The following is a 23,329-nucleotide window of genomic DNA, read 5'->3' on the forward strand; positions in this document are numbered from 1 at the left end:
GGTCGGCGCCGTCGTCCCGGTCGGCGCCGTCGGCCCGCCCGGCCCGGTCGGCGCGCACCTGGCGCAGCGCGTCCCAGGTGAGCAGCGCCAGCGCGGCCCACACCAGGGCGAAGCCGGCCCAGCGCGCGGGCGGCATCGACTCGTGGAACACCGCGACGCCGATCAGGAACTGGAACACCGGCGCCAGGTACTGCAGCAGGCCCATCACGGTCAGCGGCACCCGGATGGCGGCCGCGCCGAAGAACAGCAGCGGGATCGCGGTGATCACCCCGCTGAGCACCAGCAGCCCGGAGTGCCCCCAGCCGTACGAGCCGGCCACCGTGTGCCCGAAGGTGCCGCGCCCGCTGACCTCCAGGTAGACGAGGTAGCCGAGGGCGAAGGGGAACATGAAGGCGCTCTCCGCGGCCAGGCTCTCCAGCCCGCTCAGCCCGACCTGCTTCTTCAGCAGGCCGTAGGTGGCGAAGGAGAGCGCCAGGGTGAGCGCGATCCAGGGCAGCTGCCCGAAGGCGGCGGTCAGCACCGCGACGGCGGCCGCGCCGATGCCGACGGCCGTCCACTGCGCGCCGCGCAGCTTCTCCTTGAGCACCACTACGCCGAAGCCGATGGTGACCAGCGGGTTGATGAAGTAGCCGAGGCTGGTCTCCACGACGTGGCCGTTGTTGACGGCCCAGATGTAGACGCCCCAGTTGACGGAGATCACCGCGGCCGCGCCGGCCAGCATGGCGACCCGGCGGGGCTGGCGCAGCAGCGGGCGTATCCAGCTCCAGTGCCGCTGGGCGACCAGCATCAGCACCACCGCGACCAGGGACCAGACCATCCGGTTGGCCAGGATGTCGTCGGCGGCGCCGGGCTCCAGCAGTGGCCAGAAGAGGGGGAACAGGCCCCAGATGCCGTAGGCCGCCATGCCGTACCAGAGGCCTCGGCCACTGTCCTGCTGGGTTGTCTCTGGCATGGCCGAGTGCCCTCCCGCGCGCGCGAATATCGAGGCGACGGTAGCGGGCGGGAGGGCAGCCTGTCATCTCCGTTTCCGTATTTTGGTCATGACAGCGCCTGAATGCTGGACGAATCCCGTCGTTTCCGCTGCTCAGGCGGGGTGCCTCAGACGCCCAGCGCGGTACGGACGGACTCCGCCAGCGGGACGGTCGGGCGGCCGATCAGCCGGGCCAGGTCGCCCGGGGTGCCGGACAGCTCGCCGCGCGCGATGCCCGCGTCCACGTCGACCAGGGCCTGCGCGAAGCCCTGCGGCAGGCCCGCGCCGACCAGGACCTCCAGGTGCTCGGCCGGGGTCACGTCGCGGTGGGCGACCGGCTTGCCGGAGGCCTGCGCCAGTTCCGCGGCCAGCTCGGGCAGGCTCCAGGCGGTGTCGCCGCTCAGCTCGTAGACCCGGTTCCGCTCGCCCTCGCGCAGCAGCACGGCGACCGCGGCGTCGGCGTAGTCCCGGCGGGGGGCGGTGGCCACCCGGCCGCCCCCGGCGCTGCCGAGCACCACGCCGCGCTCGACGGTGCCGGCCGCGTCGCCCAGGTAGTTCTCGGTGTACCAGCCGTTGCGCAGGAAGGCGTACGGCAGCCCGGAGGCGAGGATCAGCTCCTCGGTCGCCTTGTGCTCGTCGGCCAGCCCGAAGGTCGCGGCGCCCGGGATGCTGGTGTAGGCGAGCAGGCCGACCCCGGCCGCCCGCGCGGCCTCCACCACGGCCCGGTGCTGCGGGATGCGGCGGCCGACCTCGCTGCCCGAGATCAGCAGCACCCGGTCGCCGGCGGCGAAGGCGCCCGCCAGGGTCTGCGGCCGGTCGTAGTCGACCACCCGGACGTCGACCCCGCGTGCGGCCAGGTCGGCGGCCTTCTCGGCGGAGCGGACGGCGACCGCCACCTCGCTCGCGGGGACGGCGGCCAGCAGGCCCTCGACGACGAGACGGCCGAGCTGGCCGGTGGCTCCGGTGACGACGTACATGGCGTGCTCCTCAGGGGGTTCGCGGGCTTTCGGGCTCGCAACTAACCTTAGGGACGGCACTAACCTTTCGAAAGTACGCACTTCAAAGTATGGTACTGACATGAAGGTAAGCACAGGGATCGCGGACGGACTCCCGCCCGCGAACGTCTTCGACCGGATGTGCCCGTCCCGGGGCGTGCTGGAGCACGTCACCAGCCGCTGGGGCGTGCTCGTCCTCGGCGCGCTGCGCGAACGCGGCTACCGGTTCAGCGAACTGCGGCGGCGGGTCTCGGGGGTCAGCGAGAAGATGCTCGCCCAGACCCTGCAGACGCTGGAGCGGGACGGCTTCGTACGGCGCGAGGCGCACCCGGTGATCCCGCCCCGGGTCGACTACAGCCTCACCCCGCTCGGGCGGGAGGCGGCGGAGCTGGTCGCGGCGCTCGCGCACTGGTCGGAGCAGCAGGTGGCCTCCGTGGTCGCGGCCCGCGAGGAGTACGACGGGCGGGCCGCCACCGCCTGATCCGGGCGGGGGCTACCGCTCCCTGATCAGGGCTTCCAGACCGTCCAGGACGCGGGCCAGGCCGAAGGCGTACGCGTGGTCCGGGCTGTACGCGCCGCCGTGCGCCTCCCCGGCCGCGGCGCCCACGCGGGCGGCGACCGGGTGGCGCTCGGGGTCGAAGACCCGGGCCAGCAGCTCGGCGTTGGCCTGCCACCACTGGGCGTCGGTCAGCGCGCTGTCCCGCTGGGCGGCCCGCTCGTCGGCGGCCATCCGGGCACAGGTCTGGACGAAGCCGAGCAGGTGGGTCAGCGCGGCGTCCAGCTCGACGTCGGGCAGGCCGGTGCCCTCCAGGGCGCGCAGCTCGTACTCGTACTTGGCCATCAGACCGGGGCCCAGCGGCGGGCGGCTGGTGGACACGGCCGCGACCCACGGGTGGGCGCGGAACAGCGCCCGGTTGTCGTCGGCGACGGCGGTGGCCCGGGCCCGCCAGCCCTCGTCCGCCGGGGTGCTGCGGGGCATGGTGGCGTAGACCGTGTCCAGCATCAGGTCGACGAGTTCGGCCTTGCCGGGCACGTAGGTGTAGAGCGCCATCGCGGACAGCCCCAGCTCCTGGGCGACCCGGCGCATGGTGACGGCGTCCACGCCCTCGGCGTCGGCCAAGGCGATCGCGGCGGCGGCGATCTCGCCGGTCGAACGGGCCTGCCGGGGGCCGCGCCGGCCCGGCTTCTCCTCGGCGGTCAGCCCCCAGAGCAGGGCGAGGGTGCGCGCCGGGTCTCCTGCGCTGCTGCGGTCGGTGGCCATGCGGGGATCCTTTCACGGCCGACGGCCGCTACCGTCTCCCCATGACCAGCCCTGAGCCCCTGCCCGGCACGGCCACCACCGAGGCCCTCCGCCCCCGGGTGACCTGCCGACGCTGCCACCGGCCGCTGCACGATCCGGAGTCGCGGATGCTGCGGCTGGGGCCGGAGTGCCGCGATCCGGCGGAGCGGGTCGCGCGGTTCGACGTGGACCAGGAGACGCTGCCGGGGGTGTAGCGGCCGCTGCTGCCACCAGGGGAGCAACGGCCGCTGCTGCCACCAGGGGTGCAGGGGCCCGCTGCCACCGGCCCGCTGCGCTACGAGCGGCCGAAGAGGCGGCGGAACAGGCCGGGGCGGGACTGCCCCCGGTCCTGCGGCGGTCCGGGCTCCGCCGGCGCGGGCCCTTCGTCGGCGCCCCGGGCGTCGCCGGTCCCGTCGGCGTCCTCCGCCTCCTCGCCGTCGTCGCCGTCCTCGCTGTCCTCGCCGTCCTCGGCGTCCCGGGCGTCGCCGGTCCCGTCGGCGTCCTCCGCCTCCTCGCCGTCGTCGCCGTCCTCGCCGTCCTCGGCGTCCCGGGCGTCCGCCTCCTCCAGCAGCTGCCGGGCGAGCGCGAGGTCGGCCGGCTCCGCCCAGGGCGCGGCCAGCACCAGGGCGCAGTACGAGCGGAGGATCGTCACCACCCGGCTGCGGCTCGCCCGGGCGCTGTAGTCCAGCCGCTGGCGCAGCAGTGCGGCGACGTCGGCGCGGGCGGCGGGGTGGGTCCAGCCGATCGCGACCAGGGCGAAGCCGGCCGCCTCGACCACCCAGTCCTCCGGCCCGAGCAGCAGGTCGCGCAGCACCCGGCGGCGTTCGGAGCCCTCCCAGGGCTGGTCGGTGCGGTGGTGGGCGATGCCGAGGCAGGCGAAGGACTGGACGGCGCGCACCCACAGCTCGGGCTGGTGGGCGAGCAGGGCGCGGCCGAGGTCGTCCTCGCGGGGTGCCGGCGGGTGGACGAGCACGCCGAGCAGTTCGTCCAGCGGCAGCCCGGCCAGCCGGACGGCGTGGTCGTAGGCGGCGGGGACGGTCGGCCAGACGATCTCGGCGGTGGCGCGGACGAGTTCGGCGCTCGACGGGGCGGGCGCGGCGACGGCCGGGCGCGGGTCGGTGCCGTCCCAGGCCCAGATCCGGGTGGTGGGCTCGGTCAGCGGCAGCCGGGGGTCGGGCTCGCCGACGGACCGGTAGGACACCGTGGAGCGCGGCAGGGCGAGGTGGACGGCCAGCACCGAGCTGGGCGGCTCGACGGCGGAGGCGGTGCAGTCGATCTCGGCGTCGGGGCCGGCGCCGGCCGAACCGAGCACCTGGTGCAGCACGTTGACGGTCGCCTCGGTGGCGCCGGAGACCATGCCGAGCCAGGACTCCCGGTGGCTGAGCCGCTCCAGCAGGTCCTGGGCGTACTCGTGGTCGGGGTGGTCGCGGTGGTGGTCGGCGAGGGCGAGCAGGTGGACGGCGTCGCCGTCGACGGCGTGCCGCAGCCCGTGCCGGGCGGGGGCGGCCTTGGGGTGGTCGGGCTCGGTGGCGAGGACGCGCTCCAGCCAGGGCAGGCCCTCGGCGGGGCGGCCGAGGGTGGCGTACAGCTCGGCGACGTCCACGGCGAGGTAGCTGCTGGAGTTGCCCTCGTCCGGGGCGACCCGGGCCAGTTCGGCCTCCCAGACGGCGAGCGCCTCCTCGGGGCGGCCGTCGGCGCGCAGGGCGTTGCCGAGCATCACAGAGGGCAGGTAGCCGGGGGCCAGGCGGTGGGCCCGCTCGGCGAGTTCGACGGCGCGGGCGGTGGCGCCGAAGCGGCGGGTCAGGCCGGACGCCATCGCCAGCAGCAGCGGGTGCTCGGGGTGGCGGGCCACCACGGCCCGCAGGAAGCGCTCGAAGGGCCGTACGGCGTCGGCGAGTTCGGTGGGCAGCGGGTCGGGCAGGGTGCCGGCGGCGCGGGCCACCGCCTGGGCGACGGCGTCCGGGTCGACCAGGGTGGGCAGGTCCTCGCGGGCGAGCCAGGCGGTGTGCGCCCAGGGGCGGGCCGGCTCGTACTGGATCGCCGAGGCGAGCAGGGTGACGGCGGTGTCCCAGTCCCCGGCGGCGGCCTCCACGTGGGCCCGGCAGACGACCGTGCCCAGGTAGACCTCGCCGTCCAGCGGGAACAGCTCGCGCGCCTTGGCGGGGCCGCCCGCGGCCGCGGACAACTCGGCCAGTGCCTCGTGGAGTTCGGGCAGCTGGGGGTCGGCGAGGATCGCGTCGGAGAGGTGGTCGGCGGCGTGGGTGAGGTCGCCGGAGTCGATCGCCAGCCGGGCGACGGCCACCTCGCCCTCGGCTGCCAGCCGCTCGTCGCCCTCGTCGTCGGTGTGCGCCATGCCCTGTCCCCCGGGTCCGCTCTCGTGCCGTGCGCGGATGAGGCTATCCGGTGCGTATGACTGCCGGATGATCACCCTGCGGTGAACGCGGCGACAACTCCCGGGCCGGATGGGACCCGTACGAGTGGTTTGGACCTCGGAACGGCCCGGATGCCGGGGTGCCGCCGACCACGATGGCACCGGCGCTTCGAGCGCGAAGCACCGCTCCCCCCAAGACCCCCGACGAGGAACGATGAAGCTCTCCCGCACCCTCTCCGCAGCCGCCGCGGCCGCCGTCCTGAGCACCGTCGCCCTGACCGGTCCGACCGCCGGCCAGGCGGCCGCGGCGGGCTCCTTCGTGGTCAGCGAGGCCCAGTTCGACAAGATGTTCCCGAACCGGAACCCCTTCTACACGTACCGGGGCCTGACCGACGCCCTGGGCGCCTACCCGCAGTTCACCACCACCGGCGACACGGCCACCCGCAAGCGCGAAGCAGCCGCGTTCCTCGCCAACGTCAGCCACGAGACCGGCGGGCTCCGGTACGTCGTCGAGCAGAACACCGCCAACTACAGCCACTACTGCGACACCACCCAGCCGTACGGCTGCCCGGCGGGGAAGTCCGCGTACTACGGGCGCGGACCGCTGCAGATCAGCTGGAACTTCAACTACAAGGCCGCCGGCGACGCCCTCCACATCGACCTGCTGCACGACCCCTCCCAGGTCGAGAAGAACCCGGCCGTCTCCTGGAAGACCGCCCTCTGGTTCTGGGACAGCCAGAAGGGCGCCGGGACGGTGACCCCGCACGACGCCATCGTCGACAACCGGGGCTTCGGCGAGACCATCCGCAGCATCAACGGCGACCTGGAGTGCAACGGCAAGAACCCGGACGAGCGCAACGACCGGATCAACCTGTTCAAGCAGTTCGTCGGTGTGCTGGGCACCACCGTGGGCGGGGGCAACATCTCCTGCTGAGCGCCGGGTTGGTGGCCGGTGGAGCGGGAAGTCGGCCGGTCCGACTTCCCGCTCCGCGCTTCAGCCGATCGGGTGAACGGTGTCCGTGGCGTCCGCTCGACCACTCGACCGCTCGACGCCTCGACGGCTCGACGCCTCCCAGGACTGCGTCTCCCACAACCGCTCGCTGCGCGACTACGACGAGGGGCGCGGCTTCGTCCACCGCGGCGACACGCGCCGGCCCGGCCTGCCGGGGCAGCCGAAGGAGGACGTCCCGGCGCTCTGGATGAGCCGCTACGAGCGGCCGGTCGCCGGCTCTCGCACCTGAACATTTCAGGACGAGAAATATTCAGGTGGAGGCCGGCGTTCCGGTAGGCGTCGGCGCGGACGGTCCGCGCGAGAGACCGTGAGGAGTGCGGCGCCGTGCGCGTGGAGATCTGGAGCGACATCAACTGCCCGTGGTGCTACATCGGCAAGGCCCGGTTCGAGCGGGCCCTGGCGGTGTTCCCGCACCGCGCGGAGGTGGAGGTCGTCCACCGCTCGTTCGAGCTGGACCCCAACGCCCCGCGCACCGCCCGCCCGGTGATCCCGCTGCTCGCCGCCAAGTACGGGATGAGCCTGGAGCAGGCCGAGGCCGCGGAGGCCCGGATCGCCGAGAACGCCCGCGGCGAGGGCCTGCCCTATCTGGCAGGCGGGCGGGACGCCGCGAACTCCTTCGACATGCACCGGCTGCTGCACTTCGCCAAGGAGCACGGTCGGCAGGCCGAACTGCTGGACGCGCTGTACCGTGCGAACTTCGCCGAGGAGCGCTCCGCCTTCGACGCCGGGCGGCTGACCGAGCTGGCCGTCGAGGCCGGGCTGGACGCCTCCGCGGCGGCCGCCGTGCTGGCGGACCCGGAGGCGTACGCGGAAGCGGTGCGCGAGGACGAGGAGACGGCCTCCGCCATGGGGGCGACGGGCGTGCCGTTCTTCGTCCTCGACCGGCGCCTCGGCGTCTCCGGCGCCCAGCCCGCGGAAACGTTCACCCAGGCGTTGGAGCAGGCCTGGGGCAGCCGGGTGCCGACCCCGCTGATCCAGGTCGGCGTACCCGGCGACGCGGAGGCCTGCGGCCCGGACGGCTGCGAGCTGCCCCCGCGCTGACCGTCAGCCCTTCCCGACGGTCTGGGTGAGCCAGGTGAACACGGACGGCACCAGCGGCTGCCACGTGGACGTCAGGTGCGGCCCGTCGACCTCCACCGGGGTGACGGCCGTGGGCGCCTTGGCGTTCTTCTGCAGCGCCAAGGCGTCCTCGTAGCCGTCGCCCTTCTTCCCGGTCACGTACAGGGCGACGTTCGGCGGGGTCTGGGCGTGCTGCAGCAGGTAGACCGGGTTGGAGACCTCGCGCAGGTGCGGGTCCTTGGCGGTCAGCGAGGCGGACTCGCCCATCGGGTCGTTGTACCCGGACAGGCCGACGCCCGCGTGGTACCGGTTCGGGTGCGCCAGCGCCAGCCGCACCGCGCAGTGCGCGCCCGCCGAGTAGCCGGCCACCGCCCACCGCTCGGGGCCGGGCTCGGCCCGGAAGTTGTCCAGCACCATCTGCGGCACGTCCCGCGCCAGCCAGGTCTCGGCGTTGACCTTGCCCGGCACGTCCGCGCAGCCGGTGTCCACGTGCGCGCCGAGCAGCACGACCCGCGGCGCGACCAGGATGAACGGCGCGACCTGCCCGGACTTCATCAGCGGGCCCAGCTGCTTGGAGACGTTCATGCTGCCGAACCAGGCGCTGGACGAGCCGGGGAAGCCCGCGAGCAGCTCGACCACCGGGAACTTCTTGTCCGTGTAGGCCGGGTCGTCGTACTGCGGCGGCGTCCAGACCAGCACCTCGCCGTCGACCCCGGACACCCGGCCCTTCAGCTGGGTGGTCTTCACGTCCTTCGGCACCGCGTCGTCGTCCACCGGCCCGAACTGCTGCACCACCTTGGGCTGGTCGGGCGCGTTCGCGGCCGCCGTCGCGTCCGCCGGGGGCGGGGCGGGCACGGCGTGCACGTGGCTGCCGGTGCCGAGCAGGTCGTCCCAGTTGCCGTACAGCTGGTTGTCGTTGTTCACCAGCACGAACACCAGCGTCACGGCCGTGACCTGCGCGAAGGCCACCATCAGCAGCCGCGACCCGAAGCGCAGGGCCTGCGGGCCGCGCACCCGGTTCCACAGGTACATCAGCAGACCCACGGAGATCGGGACGAGGAGGAGCGCGAGGACGAAGAACGGGGTGCCGGTGAGATTCACATCAGCTGAAACGGGTGAAAACGCGTGTTCGGTTGCACCCATCCGGCACCAAACGGCACAGGACGTCGGACGGGCCGACTTCCGGCGCCGGGGGCCCGTCGGCGCACGGGGAGAAAGCCGAGCCGGGCGTCAGTCGTAGCGCGTCAGTCGTAGCGCGTCAGTCGTAGAAGAACTGGCGGAGGTCCTCGACCGAGCCCGGCCCGAAGAGGAAGGCCTCCGCCCGGCCGACCTCGACGACCGGCGGCGGGCCCTCCGTCCGAAGGGCGTCGAGCCAGATCTCACCCTGCTCCCCGACCGCGTAGACGGCGGAGAGCAGGGTCGCCATGCCGGCCGGCCGGGCCGGAGCCACGCCGGTGACGGGCACCAGCTCCCAGCCGCCGGCCCGGGCGGCGAGCCGCAGCACGGCGGCCCAGCGCACGATCCGGGCCAGCCGGGCCCGCCACGGGAGTTCACCGGACGCGGGCGGGCAACCGACGGTCGCGGCGGCGATGTCGTCGATCGTCCGGCGCTCGGTGTCGGTGCGGATCCACCGGCCCTCCTGGGAGTCCTCGATGGCGGCGTCCCACCACTCCCAGGCGCTGTCCAGCCCGCCTCGGCCACCGAGGCGGGCGGCCCCGAGTCCATTGACAGTCCTCCGCCACATCCGCTTGGCTGAAGGCCCGAGCCGACCGACCATCAGGGGGACTTCACCATGCGCACGATGCTGATCGCGGCCGCCAGCGGCCTCGCACTGACCGCCACCCTTCTCTTCGCCACGGCGCCCGGCAGCGCCGCCCCGGCGCCCGCCCCCGCGCCGCACTCCCAGCTCGCCGGGAGCAACGCCGGCTGCTGCTGACGCACCACCCCGAAGCCCCGCCCGCTCGCTGGAGGCCAGCGCGCGGGCGGGGCGCGAATGCGCCGTGCTCGCTTCGCCGGCCCGTCACTCACACCGGCGACATCGGGCGTGTGGGCCGGGACGGCGGGTAGGGCCGGGTGGACCAGTCGCCTCGTGGGAAGGCAGCCCCATGCGCCGTATCGCCGCACTCGTCATCGGCACCTGTGCCCTGCTCGGGGCGCTGGCCGTGCCCGCCGGCGCGGCCACCCCGTCCGTCCCGTCCGTCCGCGCCGGGGGCACGGACTTCTGCACCGTGTGGCAGATCCTGACGAACACCTGCCCGTACCTGCACAACTAGGGCTGTGACCGGGATGGTTCACCGTGACAGGGAGGCGGCTCCCGGGAGGCTGCACTGTCGAGGGGCGTCGGCCCCAGTCACCCGCTGCGCCGACACCCCTGACGCCGAAGCCGACGAGGGCGGCACGGCCGTCCCGCCCTCCGCGCCGCGCTGCGCCTCCTGACCGTTCAGCAGGGCTCGGCGGTGCGCCCGTTCTTCGTCGACCAGACCGGCTTCCAGTTGTTGTCGCCGGCCGCGTGGCCCTTGTACAGGACGAAGTTGCCGTCGGTCTGCATCCGGCCCCACACGTAGGAGCCGCCGCACTGATAGGTGCCGCTGTTCCACGCCGCGTTCCCGTTGCCGTCGTACACCACGAAGTTTCCGTCGTCCTGCATCACGGCCTCGCCCGTGCTCCGGCCCTGGGTGCCGGCCTGCCACAGGATGTCGACGACCGTCTCGCCGTCCTGGCAGTCGTGGAACGACACGCAGCGCTGGATCATCTCGATGAGCGAGCCGAGGTCGGGCGCCCCACCGACCTCCGGCGGGATCCAGCTCTTCCAGTGCGAGACGACGAGGTTCCCGTCCTGCTGGTAGCTGAGGACGTTCGCCTCCTCCGTGGCCACCAGACCCTCGCTGCCGTACTGGATCGGCGAGGACATCCGCTCGCCGCCCCGCAGGCACATGCCCTGGGTGAGGTGGTCCCAGCCGGACGGCACCCCCGAACAGGTGGGCGCCGCGGCGCTGCTCGGCGCCGCGGAGACGAGGTTGAGCGCGAGCGCGGCGGCCGCGACGGCGGTGGCGGCGAGGGCTCGCAGCGGGCGCTTCGTACGGGCGCCCTCGGTTGCGGTGGTCGTGTTCTCCATGCCCCGAAGCTCTCGTGCCTCGGTTGACATGCGATCAACGATCCCGCGCGGGCCCGCCCCTCAATGTCACGTTTATCGTTTGTCTACCGCCTTCCGCCATGATCATCCCCACCGCAGGGCGCCCGTCACTTTCACGGGCGCGCACTCACGTGAGAGAGGCAGCACGGGGACATGAAGGCGACGAAGACGATGCGGCACATGGCCATGACGGTGGCGGCGGGCCTCCTGGCGCTGACCGGGTCGGTGGCGACGGCGGGGACGGCGCAGGCCGACTCGCTCGACCCCGACCAGCAGCCCCGGATCACCGTGAACGACCCGTTCACGCTCTACCAGGGCCAGTCCCTCGACACCGGCAAGACCCGGCTGATCATGCAGTCCGACGGCAACCTCGTCCTCTACCGCACCGACAACCGGTACGAGCCGAGGTGGGCGACGAACACCGCGAACTGCGGCAACCGGGCGATCCTCCAGGGCGACGGCAACTTCGTCGTCTACGACGCCAACAACTACGTCTGCTGGCGCACCGACACCTTCAAGAGCTCCCCCGGCGACCGGGCCACCCTGGAGGTCTGGGGCTTCGGCGGGCTCCGGATCAACTACACCTCCCGGTTCGAGAGCAGCCCGAGCTCGGTCACCCTCCAGAGCACCGACCCGTACTAAGCCGCCCCCGTCGCCCGGCCTCACCCCCGTTCGGTGAACCACCGGACCAGGTCCGCCACCGACCACCAGGGCCGGGCCGCGAGCCGCGTCGCCGCCGTCCGCAGCAGGACGGGCAGGTGGCCGCAGATCTCGGCCAGCTCGGCGACCGCGGCCGGCTCCCGGCTGATCCGCTCCACGCCCACGATCCGCGCCAGCAGCTCGTGGGCGTCGTGCGGCTCCAGCGCTCCGACCGTCAGCCGGACCGCGTCGCCGGGCAGCGCCCCCGGGTCCGCCCCCGTCACCACGGCCGCGCACCCGCTGGTCGCGGGCAGCAGCGGCCCGGGCTCGGGCACCCCGTCGAGCACCACCAGGACGCGCCGCCCGGCCAGTGCCGCGCGGTAGCGCTCGACCAGCTCCCCGACCGGGGCGCCGCCCACGGGCCGCTCCCCCAGGGCTCGCAGGAAGGCCGCCAGGACCGTGCCCGGTTCCCCTCCGCTCGCGTACAACTGTCCGTCCGGGAAGGCGTCCTGGGCGGCATGGGCGACGTGCACCGCCAACGCCGACTTACCGCTGCCGGCCGGACCGGACAGCCCGACCACCGGCGAACCACCCGCGAGCGGCGCACCGCCCGCCACCGGCGCACCGCCGCCCGCCCGCAGGGCCTGCTCCGCCCGCCGGGCCAGGCCGGCCCGCCCGACCAGGTCCGGAATGTCGGACGGGAGCTGGCTCGGCCGGGGCAGCCGCCGCAGCGACGCCGGGGCCTCCCCGCTCCGGATCCGGTTCGCCAGCTCCACCACGGCGGCCCCCGGCTCCAGCCCCAGTTCGCGGTCCAGCCGCTCCCGCAGCGCCTCGTACACCGCCAGTGCCTCCGTCCGGTGGCCGCAGCGGTGCAGCGCCAGCAGGTGCAGCCGGTGCACCTCCTCGTCCTGCGGGTACTCCGCCGCCAGCACGGCCAGCGGCTCCACCGCCTCCACGTGCCGCCCGAGCGCCACGTCCAGGTCGAGCAGCGCCTTCACCGCCGCGAAGCGCCCGGCCGCCAGCCGCTCCCGCGCCCGCTCGGCGAACTCCCCCGGCACGCCGTCCAGCGCCCGGCCGCCCGTCCAGGCGTCGAGCGCCCGCCCCAGCAACTCCCGCGCCCGCGACGGCTCCCGGTGACGCAGCGCGACGGCCTCCGCCACCGCGGCCTCGTAGCGGAAGAGGTCCACCGCCTCCCGCGGCACCGCCAGCCGGTACCCGCCCGCCGCCGCCACGAGCAGCTCGGGGGCGCCGAGCGCCCGCCGCAAACGGTGCACATGGGTGCCGATCTGCCCGACCGGATCCTTCGGCCAGCGGCTGTCGTCCTCCCCCCACAGGCCCTCGACCAGCCGGTCCGTCGGCACCAACTGCCCCGGGGCGAGCAGCAGCGCGGCCAGCACCGCCCGCTGCTGCGGACGGCCGAGCTCGATCTCACCACCGTCGCACCGGGCGCTCAGCGGCCCCAGCACGCGGAATTCGAGCCGCACAGCCCACCCCTCGAAGCTCGGAATCCGGTGCACAATCTGTGACAGAGCATATGTCGCCGGGACACGGGGGCGCCGCTGTCCGGACGGAAGTGGCGGGATCCCGGCGCAGGGACGACTCTCGGGACGGGACATGACTGACATGGGGGGCGCCGGACTGCGCTTCGGACTGCTGGGCCCGCTGCGGGCCTGGTACGGGGAGCAGGAGCTGGAACTGGGCCGGCCGCAGCAGCGCGCCGTGCTCGCCGTGCTGCTGGACGCCGCCGGACGGGCCGCGGCCGTCCCGGTGCTGGTCGAGGGGGTGTGGGGCGGGGCCGCGCCGGCCGACCCGCGCAAGGCCGTCCAGCTCGCCGTCTCCCGGCTGCGCACCGCCTTCCGGCCCTATACCGGGGGCGACCCGGAGCGGATGCCGCTGGTCCGGGTCGGCGACGGCTACGCGCTGCGGGTGCCCGGAGCCGAGGTCGACGCCCTCGCCTGGCAGGCGCTCCTGGCCGAGGCGGAGGAACTGCGCCGCACCGACGCACCCCCACAGGACGTCCGGGACGTGCTGTTCCGCGCCCAGCGGCTGTGGACCGGCGAACCCCTCGCCGGACTGCCCGGACCGCACGCCGAAGCCGTCCGCACCCGGCTCGGCGAACAACGGATATCGGCCAAGGAAACCCAGCTCGAACTGGACGCCGAACTCGGCGACCGCACCGACCTGACCGCGGAGGCCGCCGCCCTCGCCCTGGAGCACCCGGGCCGCCCCCGGCTCACCGCCGTCCTGATGCACGCCCTCTACCAGGCCGGCCGCAAGGCCGAGGCGCTCGCCGTCTACGAGGACGCCCGCCCCACCCTGCCCGCCGGCGACCCCGGACCGGCCCGGCTCCAGCTGCGCATCCTGCGCGAGGACGCCGCCCTGCTGCCGCCCAGGACCGAGCCCGAGCCCGCCGCCGGCCCCTGGCAGGCCCCCGACCAACTGCCCAGCGGCCTACCCGACTTCATCGGCCGCGCCGAGGAACTCGACACCCTCGCCGACCAGCTCGCCGGGGCCGGCGGCCGGGCCGTGGCGGTCTCCGCCCTGGACGGCATGGGCGGCGTCGGCAAGACCGCCCTCGCCGTGCACCTCGCCCGGCAGGTCCGCGACCGCTTCCCCGACGGACAGCTCTTCGCCGACCTGCGCGGCGCCGACCGCACCCCGCCCGACCCCGGCGCCGTGCTGGCCGGCTTCCTCAGCGCCCTCGGCATCGCCCCCGACGAGATCCCGCCGGCCACCGGAGAACGCAGCGCCCTCTACCGATCCGCCCTCGCCGGACGGCGCGTCCTGGTCGTCCTCGACAACGCCGCCGCCCCCGAGCACGTCGAACCGCTGCTGCCCGGCGCCGCCGGCTGCGCCGTCCTCATCACCAGCCGGCTGCGGCTCACCGGCCTCTCCGGCGCCCACCACCTGCGGCTGGACACCCTGCCGCCCGCCGAGGCCCTCGAACTGCTCACCAGGATCGTCGGCGCCGACCGCGTCACCGCCGAACCGGAGGCCGCCGAGGAGGTCGTCCGGGCCTGCGGGCTGCTGCCGCTCGCCGTCCGCATCGCCGCCTCCCGGCTCGCCGCCGACCCCGCGCTCACCCTCGCCGCCCTCGCCGAAGGGCTCCGCCACGAGCACCGCCTCGCCCAACTCTGCGACGGCGAAAGGACCGTGGAGGCCACCTTCGCCCTCTCCTACCACCGCCTCGACCCGGAACTCGCCCGCGCCTTCCGCCTCCTCTCCCTCCCCGAAGCCCCCGACCTGCCGCTGCCCTGCGCCGCCGCCCTGCTCGGCCGCACCGAGGACGAGACCGACCGACTGCTCGAAACCCTCGTCGACCTCAACCTGCTGCACTCCCCCCGCTTCGGCCGCTACGGCTTCCACGACCTCGTCCGGGACTACGCCCGGGGCCGACTCGCCGCCGAGGAGCCCCCCGCCGAACACACCGCCGCCGCCGACCGGTTCATCGACTTCTGCCTCGCCACCGCCCGCAACGCCGACCTGGCCGCCCGCAAGGCCGAACCCGCCGAACTCAGCCTGCTCGACGCGTCCGTGACCGCGGCCGGCCGTCCGATCACCGACGGCGCCGAAGCCGTGCGCTGGATGCGCGACCAGGCCGACGTACACGCCGCCGCCATCGTGCTCAACTGCGCCGACCCCGCCCTGCCGCTCGACCGCGCCGCCGAACTCGCCGACCGGATGGGCGCCGTACTCGCCGAACGCACCCAGACCGGCGTCATCGGCGACCTCGCCGGACGGCTCGCCCAGGAGGCCGAGACCCGCGGCGAACGCGGCCCGCTCGCCCTCGCCCGCTACCTGCGCGGCACCATGCTCTGGCACATCAACCGCTACACCGAGTCCGAGGAGGAGATCCGCCGGGCCGTCGACCTCTGCACCGACCGACAGACCGAACGCGTGCTCGCCAAGGCCCTGATCAACCTCGGCAGCAACGCCCGGATCCAGGGCCGCTACGCCGAGGCCGCCGAACACGCGGGCCGCGCCGCCGAACTGTTCCACCGCCTCGGCGCCCGACGGGCCGAGGGCAGCGCGCTCGGCGAGTTCGCGTTCAGCGCCGCCCACACCGGACGGCTCCCCGAAGCCAGGGAAGCCGCCGAGCGCAGCGCCCGCCTGATGACCGGCTCCGGACCGGTCTCCGCCGCGATCGGCCGCTACTACCTCGCCAGGGTCCTTCGACTGTGCGGCGACCCGGAAACCGCCCTCACTCACGCGCTCACCGCCCGGGACGAGTTCGCCGCCCTCCAGGTCACCGTGTTCGAGGCCGCCGCCGGGGACCTCGCCGCCCGCATCCACGCCGAGGCCGACCGCTGGCTGCTCGCCGCCGACCTCGCCGAGGCCGTCCTGCCGCAGGCCCGCCGCACCAGCGCCGCCCTGGAGGCCGCCCTGCTGCGCACCCTCGGCACCGCGCTCACCGGCCTCGGCCGCCCGCGCCGCGCCCGGGCCCTGCTCACCGAGGCGCTGGAGGTGTACCGGCGGCTCGGCCTCGCCGAGGACGCCGCGCAGGTCGAAGGGCAGCTCGCCCGACTCGGGTGATCATCCGCTGCGCGCGTTGACCGCCTGTCTACCGCGGTCCGGGACGGTAGTCCTCATCCGGCCCCGGACCGCGCCGCTCGCGGCCCCGGGGCGCCACCCGAGGAGAGGCGCCACCCATGACCACGCTCGTACGCGACGGCCGGGTCCTGACCCCCGCGGCGGCGGGCCGGACCGCCGGCGGCGACTTCCGCACCGAGATGCTGACCTCCGTCAACTTCCGGCGCGTCCACGCCGGCGCCCGGCTGCTGAACCTGGACGAACGGCTCAACACCGCCGCCCAGCGCCACGCCGACGACCTCGCCGCGCACGACCTCCTCCAGCACGACGGCACCGACGGCAGCACGCCCTGGCGCCGGATCCGGACGGCCGGCTTCGCCTTCCGCTTCGCCGCCGAGATCACCGCCGCGGCCGACAGCGCGCCGGAGGCCATGCAGCGCTGGATGAACAGCCCGCAGCACCGCGACACCCTGCTCGACCCGCGCTTCAACCACCTCGGCATCGGCCGCGCACCCCGCCGGGGCGACAGCACGCGGGGCCGCTACGTGCTGACCCTCGGCCAGGTCTGACACCGGCCCCGGCGGCAGCCCGCCCCCGGCGACAGGCCATCGACAGCGACACCGACAGCGACAACCCACTGACAGGAGAACCGCCATGACCACCCCCACCCGCACCCGCCGCCTGCTCGCCGGACTCGGCGCCGCCGCGGCCCTGGCCACCACCGTCCTGGTCGCCGCCCCGGCCGCCCAGGCCGCCACGCCCGGCCCCTGCGACCTCGGGCCCTCCGTGGGCGCCACCGTGAGCGTCGTCAACGGCTCCGCCGGCGCCCTCGACCTGCCGCAGAACAACGAGGCCAACGGCCAGTTGGTCGGCACCTACACCGCCAACCAGTCCCCCGCCCAGACCTGGACGTTCTGGGACTACTGCGACGGCACCACAGCCATCTCGCACGGCGGCGGCGGCAAGGTGCTCGACCTCGACTCGCACGGCACCGGCGCCGTCCAGCTCTGGGACACCCCCGGCGGCTGGGACGGCCTCAACCAGCAGAACGGCGCCTGGATGGGCGCCAACCAGAAGTGGCGGCTCACTGACGAGGACCGCGGCTGGTACCTGATCCGCAACGTCGCCACCGGGCAGTGCCTCAAGGGCAACGGCATCGGCCAGTACACCTCGGTGACCTCCTGCAACGGCAACGACCCGGCGCAGCGCTGGCACAAGTAGGCACCCCCGCGGGCCCCGGTCCGTCTGTCGGCCGACGGACGGACCGGTCCGGGAGGGCCCGGTCCGGGCCGGGCCGGGACAGGCCGGGCCGGGACAGGCCGGGCCGGTTCGGGCCGGGCCTAAGCTCGACCGCGTGCCCCTCATCAGCCTGCACGACCGGACCGCGCTCGCCGAACGGTTCCGCACCGACCCGGCCCTGCACCTGTTCGAACTCGGCGACCTGGACGACACCCTGTGGCCCAACACCGCCTGGTACACGGCCGATCCCGGCCACGGGCCGGTCGCCCTGCTCTACAGCGGCGGCGACACCCCCGTCCTGCTCGCCTTCGCCCGGCCCGCCGCCGTCCCCGCGCTGGAGGAACTGCTGGGCGCGCTGCGGCCGTTCCTGCCGCGCCGCTTCACCGCCGGGCTCCCGGACGGCGCCGAGCGGGCCCTCGCCCCCGACTACACCGCCGAGCGCCGCACCCCGCTGCTGCGGATGATCCTCCCGGACCAGGGCCTGCTCCCCGCCGAACCCGCCCACCACACCGAGCCGTTGAGCCTGGCCGACCTGGACGCGCTGCACGCCCTGCTGGCCGAGGCCTACCCCGAGTCCTGGTTCGACCGGCGGCTGCTGGCGGCCGGCGGCTACGTCGGCGTCCGCGAGCACGGCCGGCTGGTGGCCGCCGCCGGGGTGCACGTCCACTCCCCCGCCCACCGGGTCGCCGTGCTCGGCAACGTGGTCACCCACCCGGACGCCCGCGGCCGCGGCCTCGCCCGCGCCTGCGTCACCGCGCTGGCCCGTCACCTCGCGCCGACCACCGACCACCTGGGCCTCAACGTCCGCACGGACAACACCCCGGCGATCCACCTCTACCGGCAGCTGGGGTTCACCACCGTCACGACGTACAACGAGCTGGTGCTGCGGGCCTCGTAGCCGTCCGGGAGGCGGTCGGGCGCCGGCCGACGGGCCCGATCGACCGCCTTCGGGACGTCTGCGGCACCCTCGGCCGTGGCGCACAGGATCGCACGGCGCCGATCGCCCGAGGTGGCGGGCGGTTCGGGCACCACTGATCACGACTCGGCATCCCTTGTCACGGACCCGCGTGGGACTCGTCACGGCGGCGTCAAGACGACCCCAAAGGCATGGCGTTCCGCGTTCCCCCTGCGCTATGAACGTCCCTCAGGAGGACCGCCGCGACGGCGGTCCGCAAAACGGGGGACATCACGTGAAGACCATCCGCACCAGTCGCAGCACCATGGCCCTGGCCGGCCTGGCCGTGGTCGGCGCGCTCACCATGACCGCCTGCAACGACGACGCGTCCTCGTCCGACACCGCGACCACCCCGCCCGCCACCCAGGCGCCGGCCACGCCGTCCGCCGCGCCGACCACCCCGGTGGCCTCCGCGGCCGCGCCGACCGGCGCCGCCACCGACGGGGCGACGGGCGGCTCCACCGGCGGGGCCCCGGCCCAGGCCGGTCCGACCGCGGCCGCGGGCAGCACGGTGAAGATCGGCGAGGCCGCCACCATCCCGTTCGTCTCGGGCAGCACCAAGGGCACCGTCTCGCTCGCGGTCACCTCGATCGACAAGGGCGACCCGGCCGACCTCACCCCGCTGAAGCTGGGCGACAAGGCCGCGGGCATGGTGCCGTACTACGTCCGCTTCAAGGTCACCAACACCGGCAGCACCGACCTGTCCTTCGCCAGCCTGACCCAGATGAAGGGCACCCTGCCGGACGGCTCGGAGGCCAGCGAGGTGATGCTGATCGGCACCTTCGACAAGTGCCCGCACCCGTCCTTCCCGAAGGGCTTCACCAACGGGCAGTCGGTCACCTCCTGCGTGCTGGCCCTGGCGCCGCAGGCGACCAAGGTGTCCGGCGCCGAGTACTGGGGCGAGCCGTACACCCTGGGCAAGGGCGTCAACTGGAAGTGACCCGCGACGACCGGTGGGCGGGGCGGCCCGATGCCGCCCCGCCCACCGGCGTCCGCCGGCCCGGTCCGCCCGGTCAGTCCGCCGCCGGGCCGTAGATCGTCAGGAAGGCGTCCACGCCCTGCTCGGCGATCCGCCCGACCTCCGCGGCGGCCACCGGCAGGGCGCCCCAGAAGGAGCGTTCGGCCACGCCGTGGAAGGTCAGCAGGGTGAACTGCTCGGCGGCCAGCTCAGGGTCCCGGACGGCCAGCAGTCCGCGCTCGGCGAGCGCCGTGAAGCGCTCCGCGAGATCGCGCTGGGAGGCCACCGGGCCGGCCTCCAGCCAGGCCTCCAGGACGTCCGCCGGGATGTTGGCCACCTCGGCGCGGATGGCCCGGCCGAGCGCCCCGTGCTCGCCCGCGGACAGCACGGCGTTCGCCCGCTCGACCGCGAAGGCCACGAGGTCGCGCCGCAGGTCCAGCACCCGGTCGAGGTGGTGCGCCATCAGTTCGCGGATCCGCTCGGTCAGTTCGGCCGAGTTCTGCAGTGCCACCGACAGGAAGAGGGTCTCCTTGTCGGCGAAGTGGTTGTAGACCGTGCGCTTGGACACTCCCGCCTCGGCCGCGATCGCGTCCATGCTGGCCCGGACGTAGCCCTCGCGCCCGAACACCGTGGTCGCGGCCCGGGTGATCGCCTTGCGCTTCTCCGGTCGTCCCGCTCCGCCCGTGGTCGCCACGACGCTCTCCTTCTCCGTCGGCGCCCCCGCCGACCCTCTCAGAAACTGCTCGGTGTAGTGTATGCAGGCCCGCTCACGAACGGGCTTGCCGCCGAACAGGCGTGCTCTATGCTGCGTACGATCTCTACACCTCTGTAGAGCAAATCCGAAAACGTGCCTGCCCCCGAGCAGCAGCGGGAAACCGAGAACGGGAACCGGCCGGCCGAACACCAGCGTCCCGTACTGGCAGCGCCGCTACCGCTCTTCCACAGCAGACCCGGCGCAGCGCCGAGGCGGCGCGCGAAGCACGGGAACACCGGGGGTGAGTGAGTGGCGGGGCAGCGAGGACGGTCGTCCGACCAGGGTTCACGACGGCGGGCGGCGGCCCGGCCCACCGGCCCCACGCGTCCCTTCTCCGGCGGACCCACCCTGCCCGCCGTGGCGGCCCTCGGGCTCCCGCTGCTGGGCGCGGTGATCGACGAGCTCGCCGGGCCGGGCATGGGCCTGGTCTTCGCCCTCTGCGCGGCGCTCGGCACCGGCCTGGCGGCCGCGCTCTGCACCCACCGCGGCTGGTGGTGGGTGGTCGCCGCCTCGCCGGTGGTCGTGCTCGGCGTGACGGCCGTGGTCGAATTCTCGGCGAACACCGAGAAGTACCAGGGCAACGGCCTGGCCACCGGCTCCGCGAAGTGGCTGGTGCACGGCTTCCCCGTGATGGCGCAGGCCGCGGCGGCGGCCCTGCTGGTGATCGTGGTCCGGGTGGTCCGGGACCGGAGGAGGCAGCATGGCTGAGGACCGTGAGCAGCAGGAGGACGGCCGGGCCGCCGGGCGCCGCAGCACGAACGCGGCACCCCGCAAGAACTCACCGCTGCTGATCGCCGGGCGGGTGGTGGCCACCACCGTCGGCTTCGCGGTGTTCGCGGCGAGCGGGGTGGTCTGGTACGAGTACACGTCCCTCACCGACGGCATGACGACGTCCAACGCCATCGCCGAGACCAAGAAGGACGCCCCCAAGCACCTGGACAACTCGGTCAACCTGCTGCTGATCGGCCTGGACAGCCGCAAGAACATGGACGGCTCCGACCTGCCCCCGCAGTTCGTCCAGGACGAACTGCACGCCGGCCACAGCTCGGACATCGGCGGCTACAACACCAACTCGCTGATCCTGCTGCACATACCGGCGGGCGGCGGCAAGGTGCAGGCGATCTCCATCCCACGCGACGACTACGTCATGACCTACAACGGGGACGGCTCCCAGCAGGGCATGCACAAGATCAAGGAGGCCTACGGCAACGCCAAGGACGCCTTCGACCGGAGCTCCAAGGCCAAGGGCCTCAAGGGCGCCGACCTGGAGAAGGCCGGCCGCGACGCCGGCCGCGCGGCCACCATCCGCACCGTCCAGACCTTCGTGAACCAGCCGGTCGACCACGTCGCCGAGGTCAACCTGATGGGCTTCTACGACATCGCCAAGGCCGTCGAGCCGATCCAGGTCTGCCTGACCCACGACACCAAGGACCCGGCCATGGAGGGCCAGGGCTCCGGCGCCGACTTCAAGAAGGGCATCAACACCCTCAACGCCTCCCAGGCGCTCGCCTTCGTCCGCCAGCGCCACAACCTGGACGACGGCAAGGGCAACAGCGGCGACTTCGCCCGCACCCACCGCCAGCAGGCCTTCATCTCCTCCGTCGTGCACAAGCTCAAGCAGGACGGCATCATCAGCGACCTCGGCAAGCTGAAGGACCTCTTCGGCGTCGTCCAGAAGGACCTGGTGATCGACAACGAGTGGAACGTCCTGGACTTCGCCCAGCAGGCCCCGGCGCTCACCGGCGGCAACGTCGAGTTCAACACCCTGACCTTCGACAAGTTCGACACCCGCAACGGCCAGGACGTCAACATCGTCACCCCGTCGAAGATCCAGAAGGTCGTCAAGCAGATCTTCGGCTACGCCGACGCCGCCGCGCCCGCCGCCGGGGCCGACGGCGCCACCGACACCCCGACCACCGAAGCCCCCGCCCCCTCGGCGACCGCGACCACCCCGGCCAAGGCCGCCTCCCCGGCCACCGTCGACGTGTACAACGCCTCCGCGGCCGCCGGAGTCTCCTCCGGCAACGAGGCCAAGAGCCTGGTCGCGATGGGCTTCAAGGAGGGCACCACCGGCCCGGCCCGCACCAAGCAGAAGACCACCACGGTCACCTACGGCAAGGGCGGCAAGGACGCCGCCGACCAGATCGCGGCCCGCTACGGCGTCACCGCCACCGAGTCGGCCGGCACCGCCGCGGACCACGTGGTGGTCACCCTCGGCACCTCCTTCACCGGCGTCGCGGCCGACAAGCCCACCGCCCCCGGCCCCGCCCCCAGCGGCGACCCGGCCGCCAACCTGCCCGTGCAGGGCCCCGGTGTCGACGCCGAGTCCGACGGTGGCATCCCCTGCGTCTTCTGACGCGACCGGCCGTGGAGTCGGTGCCCCGCCCCCGGGCAGGGCACCGACTCAGGACCACTCGAAGTACAACGCCGGCCGCACCGGCCTCGGGCTGCCCGGCGCGAACAGGAACACCAGGTTCACCGTCGGCCCGAACGGCTCCTCCAGCCGCGGGCCACGGATGCTCAACCCGAACCCGTTGATCGCCTTCCCCGCCGCCAGTCCCGCCCGGACCTCGCGGTACCAGGACTCCAACGGCTCGACCGGCAGCCCCCAGTACGCGACCAGCTCGCCCGCCAGCCGGTACGCGTCCTCCACCGTGGCCGCCGGGAAGGTCGCACTGACCAGGTCGAGCGCCTCCCCCTCGGCAGTGGCCAGCAGCTCGACCCGCCCGGTGAGCCAGCGCCCGCCCGGCAACGCGATGGTCGCGGCGACGGCGGGGATGCGCCAGCGGCGCCGAACGGCCTCGGGCCAGCCGACATCGCCCCGGCCGTGGCCGCTGCGGAGGTTCCAGGTGACAGCGGTCGGCTGGACGGGTTGCTCGTGGGACATCGGGCCTCCGATCAGGGCGCGGGCGGGGTGGCGGACTGGGTGGCCTGGTCCCGGAGGGTGAGCCTCAGGTTGTCGCCCCAGGCGATGTTGACCTGGAGAGTCACGGGCTGCATGTTCTTGACGGTCGAGTACTTGAGGCCGATCCCGAACAGCGGCCCGGTCGAAGTCAGCAACGGGAAGTCGGACCCACCGTCCTTCCCGTCGAGATCCTTCCGGTCCCCCGCAGCCAAGCCATCGAGGACCGTCCGCCGGAACTCGGTGATCCCGTCAGACTTCAGCCCGAACTGCCTGGTGAGCTCCATGGCCTTCCCGTACGCCTCGTCCAGCGGGAGAGCGGGATACCAGCAGATGAGCTCGTCAATGTTCTCAGCGTCGTCGTGGGTGGCGGCAACGACAAGCTTGAGCTTGTCGGCGTGGAACTGCCTGCCACCCGGCAGGTCGATGTCCACCGGCCCCAGGTCGTCGAAGTCGTGTCCGCTGTGCGGGTTCAGCTTGACCCCGAGGTCGGCGCCCCGGTGCGAGTTCCGCAGATCCCAGTGGACGGGACG

At 74.0% G+C, this 23,329-nt stretch carries 26 protein-coding genes; 15 read left to right on the forward strand and 11 right to left on the reverse strand.

Features of this window, described 5'->3' with window-relative positions; translation table 11 throughout:
• Together rarD and BG452_RS39610 are read right to left on the reverse strand one after the other, a co-directional pair.
• A partial coding sequence (gene rarD, locus BG452_RS39605; protein WP_188309187.1) for an EamA family transporter RarD occupies positions 1-952 on the reverse strand: 952 nt, incomplete at its 3' end.
• Positions 953-1,098: 146 nt separating this feature from the next.
• Positions 1,099-1,947, reverse strand: coding sequence for an SDR family oxidoreductase (locus BG452_RS39610; RefSeq protein WP_188309188.1), 849 nt, complete (start codon positions 1,945-1,947; stop codon positions 1,099-1,101).
• A 100-nt stretch (positions 1,948-2,047) separates the two neighbouring features.
• Between BG452_RS39610 and BG452_RS39615 the strand changes: the two genes are divergently transcribed.
• Positions 2,048-2,446 carry a winged helix-turn-helix transcriptional regulator gene (locus BG452_RS39615; RefSeq protein ID WP_223243412.1) on the forward strand — a complete coding sequence of 133 codons (399 nt, stop codon included), beginning with the start codon at positions 2,048-2,050 and terminating at the stop codon, positions 2,444-2,446.
• Between the two features lie 12 nt (positions 2,447-2,458).
• Here the strand turns inward: BG452_RS39615 and BG452_RS39620 are convergent, their stop codons facing one another.
• Entirely contained in the window at positions 2,459-3,226 is a 768-nt protein-coding gene (locus BG452_RS39620) for a TetR/AcrR family transcriptional regulator C-terminal domain-containing protein (RefSeq protein WP_188309189.1), read from the reverse strand.
• Between the two features lie 41 nt (positions 3,227-3,267).
• Between BG452_RS39620 and BG452_RS39625 the strand changes: the two genes are divergently transcribed.
• Positions 3,268-3,459 (forward strand): DUF6011 domain-containing protein, encoded by a 192-nt coding sequence (locus BG452_RS39625; protein ID WP_188309190.1) that lies wholly within the window; start codon positions 3,268-3,270, stop codon positions 3,457-3,459.
• A gap of 80 nt (positions 3,460-3,539) precedes the next feature.
• On the opposite strand, the gene BG452_RS39630 is transcribed toward BG452_RS39625, so the two are convergent.
• On the reverse strand, positions 3,540-5,597 hold the full coding sequence (locus tag BG452_RS39630; protein ID WP_188309191.1) for a hypothetical protein: 2,058 nt from the start codon (positions 5,595-5,597) through the stop codon (positions 3,540-3,542).
• A gap of 232 nt (positions 5,598-5,829) precedes the next feature.
• Between BG452_RS39630 and BG452_RS39635 the strand changes: the two genes are divergently transcribed.
• The 3 genes from BG452_RS39635 to BG452_RS39645 all read left to right on the forward strand — a co-directional run bounded on the left by BG452_RS39635 (position 5,830) and on the right by BG452_RS39645 (position 7,668).
• Positions 5,830-6,549, forward strand: coding sequence for a chitinase (locus tag BG452_RS39635; protein WP_188309192.1), 720 nt, complete (start codon positions 5,830-5,832; stop codon positions 6,547-6,549).
• Between the two features lie 85 nt (positions 6,550-6,634).
• On the forward strand, positions 6,635-6,856 hold the full coding sequence (locus BG452_RS39640; protein WP_188309193.1) for a hypothetical protein: 222 nt from the start codon (positions 6,635-6,637) through the stop codon (positions 6,854-6,856).
• A 95-nt stretch (positions 6,857-6,951) separates the two neighbouring features.
• On the forward strand, positions 6,952-7,668 hold the full coding sequence (locus tag BG452_RS39645) for a DsbA family oxidoreductase (RefSeq protein WP_188309194.1): 717 nt from the start codon (positions 6,952-6,954) through the stop codon (positions 7,666-7,668).
• A 3-nt stretch (positions 7,669-7,671) separates the two neighbouring features.
• Here BG452_RS39645 and BG452_RS39650 read toward each other — a convergent pair whose 3' ends face one another.
• Together BG452_RS39650 and BG452_RS39655 are read right to left on the reverse strand one after the other, a co-directional pair.
• Positions 7,672-8,787 carry an alpha/beta hydrolase gene (locus tag BG452_RS39650; protein WP_188309195.1) on the reverse strand — a complete coding sequence of 372 codons (1,116 nt, stop codon included), beginning with the start codon at positions 8,785-8,787 and terminating at the stop codon, positions 7,672-7,674.
• Between the two features lie 157 nt (positions 8,788-8,944).
• Positions 8,945-9,430: a hypothetical protein gene (locus BG452_RS39655; protein ID WP_188309196.1), complete on the reverse strand. Its 486-nt coding sequence runs from the start codon at positions 9,428-9,430 to the stop codon at positions 8,945-8,947.
• A gap of 48 nt (positions 9,431-9,478) precedes the next feature.
• On the opposite strand from BG452_RS39655, the gene BG452_RS39660 reads away from it, so the two are divergent.
• Positions 9,479-9,622, forward strand: a complete 144-nt coding sequence (locus tag BG452_RS39660; protein ID WP_188309197.1) for a hypothetical protein — start codon at positions 9,479-9,481, stop codon at positions 9,620-9,622.
• A 169-nt stretch (positions 9,623-9,791) separates the two neighbouring features.
• A complete protein-coding gene (locus BG452_RS39665; RefSeq protein WP_188309198.1) occupies positions 9,792-9,959 on the forward strand; it encodes a hypothetical protein in 168 nt (55 codons plus the stop codon).
• 167 nt (positions 9,960-10,126) lie between these two features.
• Here BG452_RS39665 and BG452_RS39670 read toward each other — a convergent pair whose 3' ends face one another.
• Entirely contained in the window at positions 10,127-10,801 is a 675-nt protein-coding gene (locus BG452_RS39670) for a hypothetical protein (RefSeq protein WP_188309199.1), read from the reverse strand.
• 171 nt (positions 10,802-10,972) lie between these two features.
• Between BG452_RS39670 and BG452_RS39675 the strand changes: the two genes are divergently transcribed.
• Complete coding sequence (locus BG452_RS39675) at positions 10,973-11,461, forward strand: hypothetical protein (protein WP_188309200.1); 489 nt, start codon at positions 10,973-10,975, stop codon at positions 11,459-11,461.
• 20 nt (positions 11,462-11,481) lie between these two features.
• Here the strand turns inward: BG452_RS39675 and BG452_RS39680 are convergent, their stop codons facing one another.
• The gene (locus BG452_RS39680; RefSeq protein WP_188309201.1) at positions 11,482-12,942 is read right to left on the reverse strand and encodes a BTAD domain-containing putative transcriptional regulator; all 1,461 of its coding nucleotides are present in this window, start codon (positions 12,940-12,942) and stop codon (positions 11,482-11,484) included.
• Between the two features lie 130 nt (positions 12,943-13,072).
• Here BG452_RS39680 and BG452_RS39685 point away from each other — a divergent pair, with 130 nt between their 5' ends.
• From BG452_RS39685 to BG452_RS39705, 5 genes are all read left to right on the forward strand, one after another.
• Positions 13,073-15,991 (forward strand): AfsR/SARP family transcriptional regulator, encoded by a 2,919-nt coding sequence (locus BG452_RS39685; protein ID WP_188309202.1) that lies wholly within the window; start codon positions 13,073-13,075, stop codon positions 15,989-15,991.
• Between the two features lie 116 nt (positions 15,992-16,107).
• Positions 16,108-16,557: a CAP domain-containing protein gene (locus tag BG452_RS39690; protein WP_188309203.1), complete on the forward strand. Its 450-nt coding sequence runs from the start codon at positions 16,108-16,110 to the stop codon at positions 16,555-16,557.
• Positions 16,558-16,642: 85 nt separating this feature from the next.
• A complete protein-coding gene (locus BG452_RS39695; RefSeq protein WP_188309204.1) occupies positions 16,643-17,209 on the forward strand; it encodes an RICIN domain-containing protein in 567 nt (188 codons plus the stop codon).
• Between the two features lie 133 nt (positions 17,210-17,342).
• Positions 17,343-18,125 carry a GNAT family N-acetyltransferase gene (locus BG452_RS39700; RefSeq protein ID WP_188309205.1) on the forward strand — a complete coding sequence of 261 codons (783 nt, stop codon included), beginning with the start codon at positions 17,343-17,345 and terminating at the stop codon, positions 18,123-18,125.
• A 292-nt stretch (positions 18,126-18,417) separates the two neighbouring features.
• Positions 18,418-19,122, forward strand: a complete 705-nt coding sequence (locus BG452_RS39705; protein ID WP_188309206.1) for a hypothetical protein — start codon at positions 18,418-18,420, stop codon at positions 19,120-19,122.
• A 73-nt stretch (positions 19,123-19,195) separates the two neighbouring features.
• On the opposite strand, the gene BG452_RS47930 is transcribed toward BG452_RS39705, so the two are convergent.
• Positions 19,196-19,834, reverse strand: coding sequence for a TetR/AcrR family transcriptional regulator (locus BG452_RS47930; RefSeq protein ID WP_188309207.1), 639 nt, complete (start codon positions 19,832-19,834; stop codon positions 19,196-19,198).
• Between the two features lie 417 nt (positions 19,835-20,251).
• On the opposite strand from BG452_RS47930, the gene BG452_RS39715 reads away from it, so the two are divergent.
• Both BG452_RS39715 and BG452_RS47460 read left to right on the forward strand, forming a co-directional pair.
• Complete coding sequence (locus tag BG452_RS39715; RefSeq protein WP_188309208.1) at positions 20,252-20,602, forward strand: DUF6542 domain-containing protein; 351 nt, start codon at positions 20,252-20,254, stop codon at positions 20,600-20,602.
• On the forward strand, positions 20,595-22,250 hold the full coding sequence (locus tag BG452_RS47460) for an LCP family protein (protein ID WP_188309209.1): 1,656 nt from the start codon (positions 20,595-20,597) through the stop codon (positions 22,248-22,250). Before BG452_RS39715 ends, BG452_RS47460 begins: the two co-directional genes overlap by 8 nt.
• A 48-nt stretch (positions 22,251-22,298) precedes the next feature.
• Here BG452_RS47460 and BG452_RS39725 read toward each other — a convergent pair whose 3' ends face one another.
• Both BG452_RS39725 and BG452_RS39730 read right to left on the reverse strand, forming a co-directional pair.
• Positions 22,299-22,781 (reverse strand): hypothetical protein, encoded by a 483-nt coding sequence (locus BG452_RS39725; protein WP_188309210.1) that lies wholly within the window; start codon positions 22,779-22,781, stop codon positions 22,299-22,301.
• 11 nt (positions 22,782-22,792) lie between these two features.
• Positions 22,793-23,230: a hypothetical protein gene (locus tag BG452_RS39730; protein WP_188309211.1), complete on the reverse strand. Its 438-nt coding sequence runs from the start codon at positions 23,228-23,230 to the stop codon at positions 22,793-22,795.
• Between the last annotated feature and the right edge of the window lie 99 nt (positions 23,231-23,329).

Source organism: Streptomyces sp. CBMA123 (genome assembly GCF_014596465.1).
In the GTDB taxonomy this organism is placed as follows: Bacteria; Actinomycetota; Actinomycetes; order Streptomycetales; family Streptomycetaceae; genus Kitasatospora.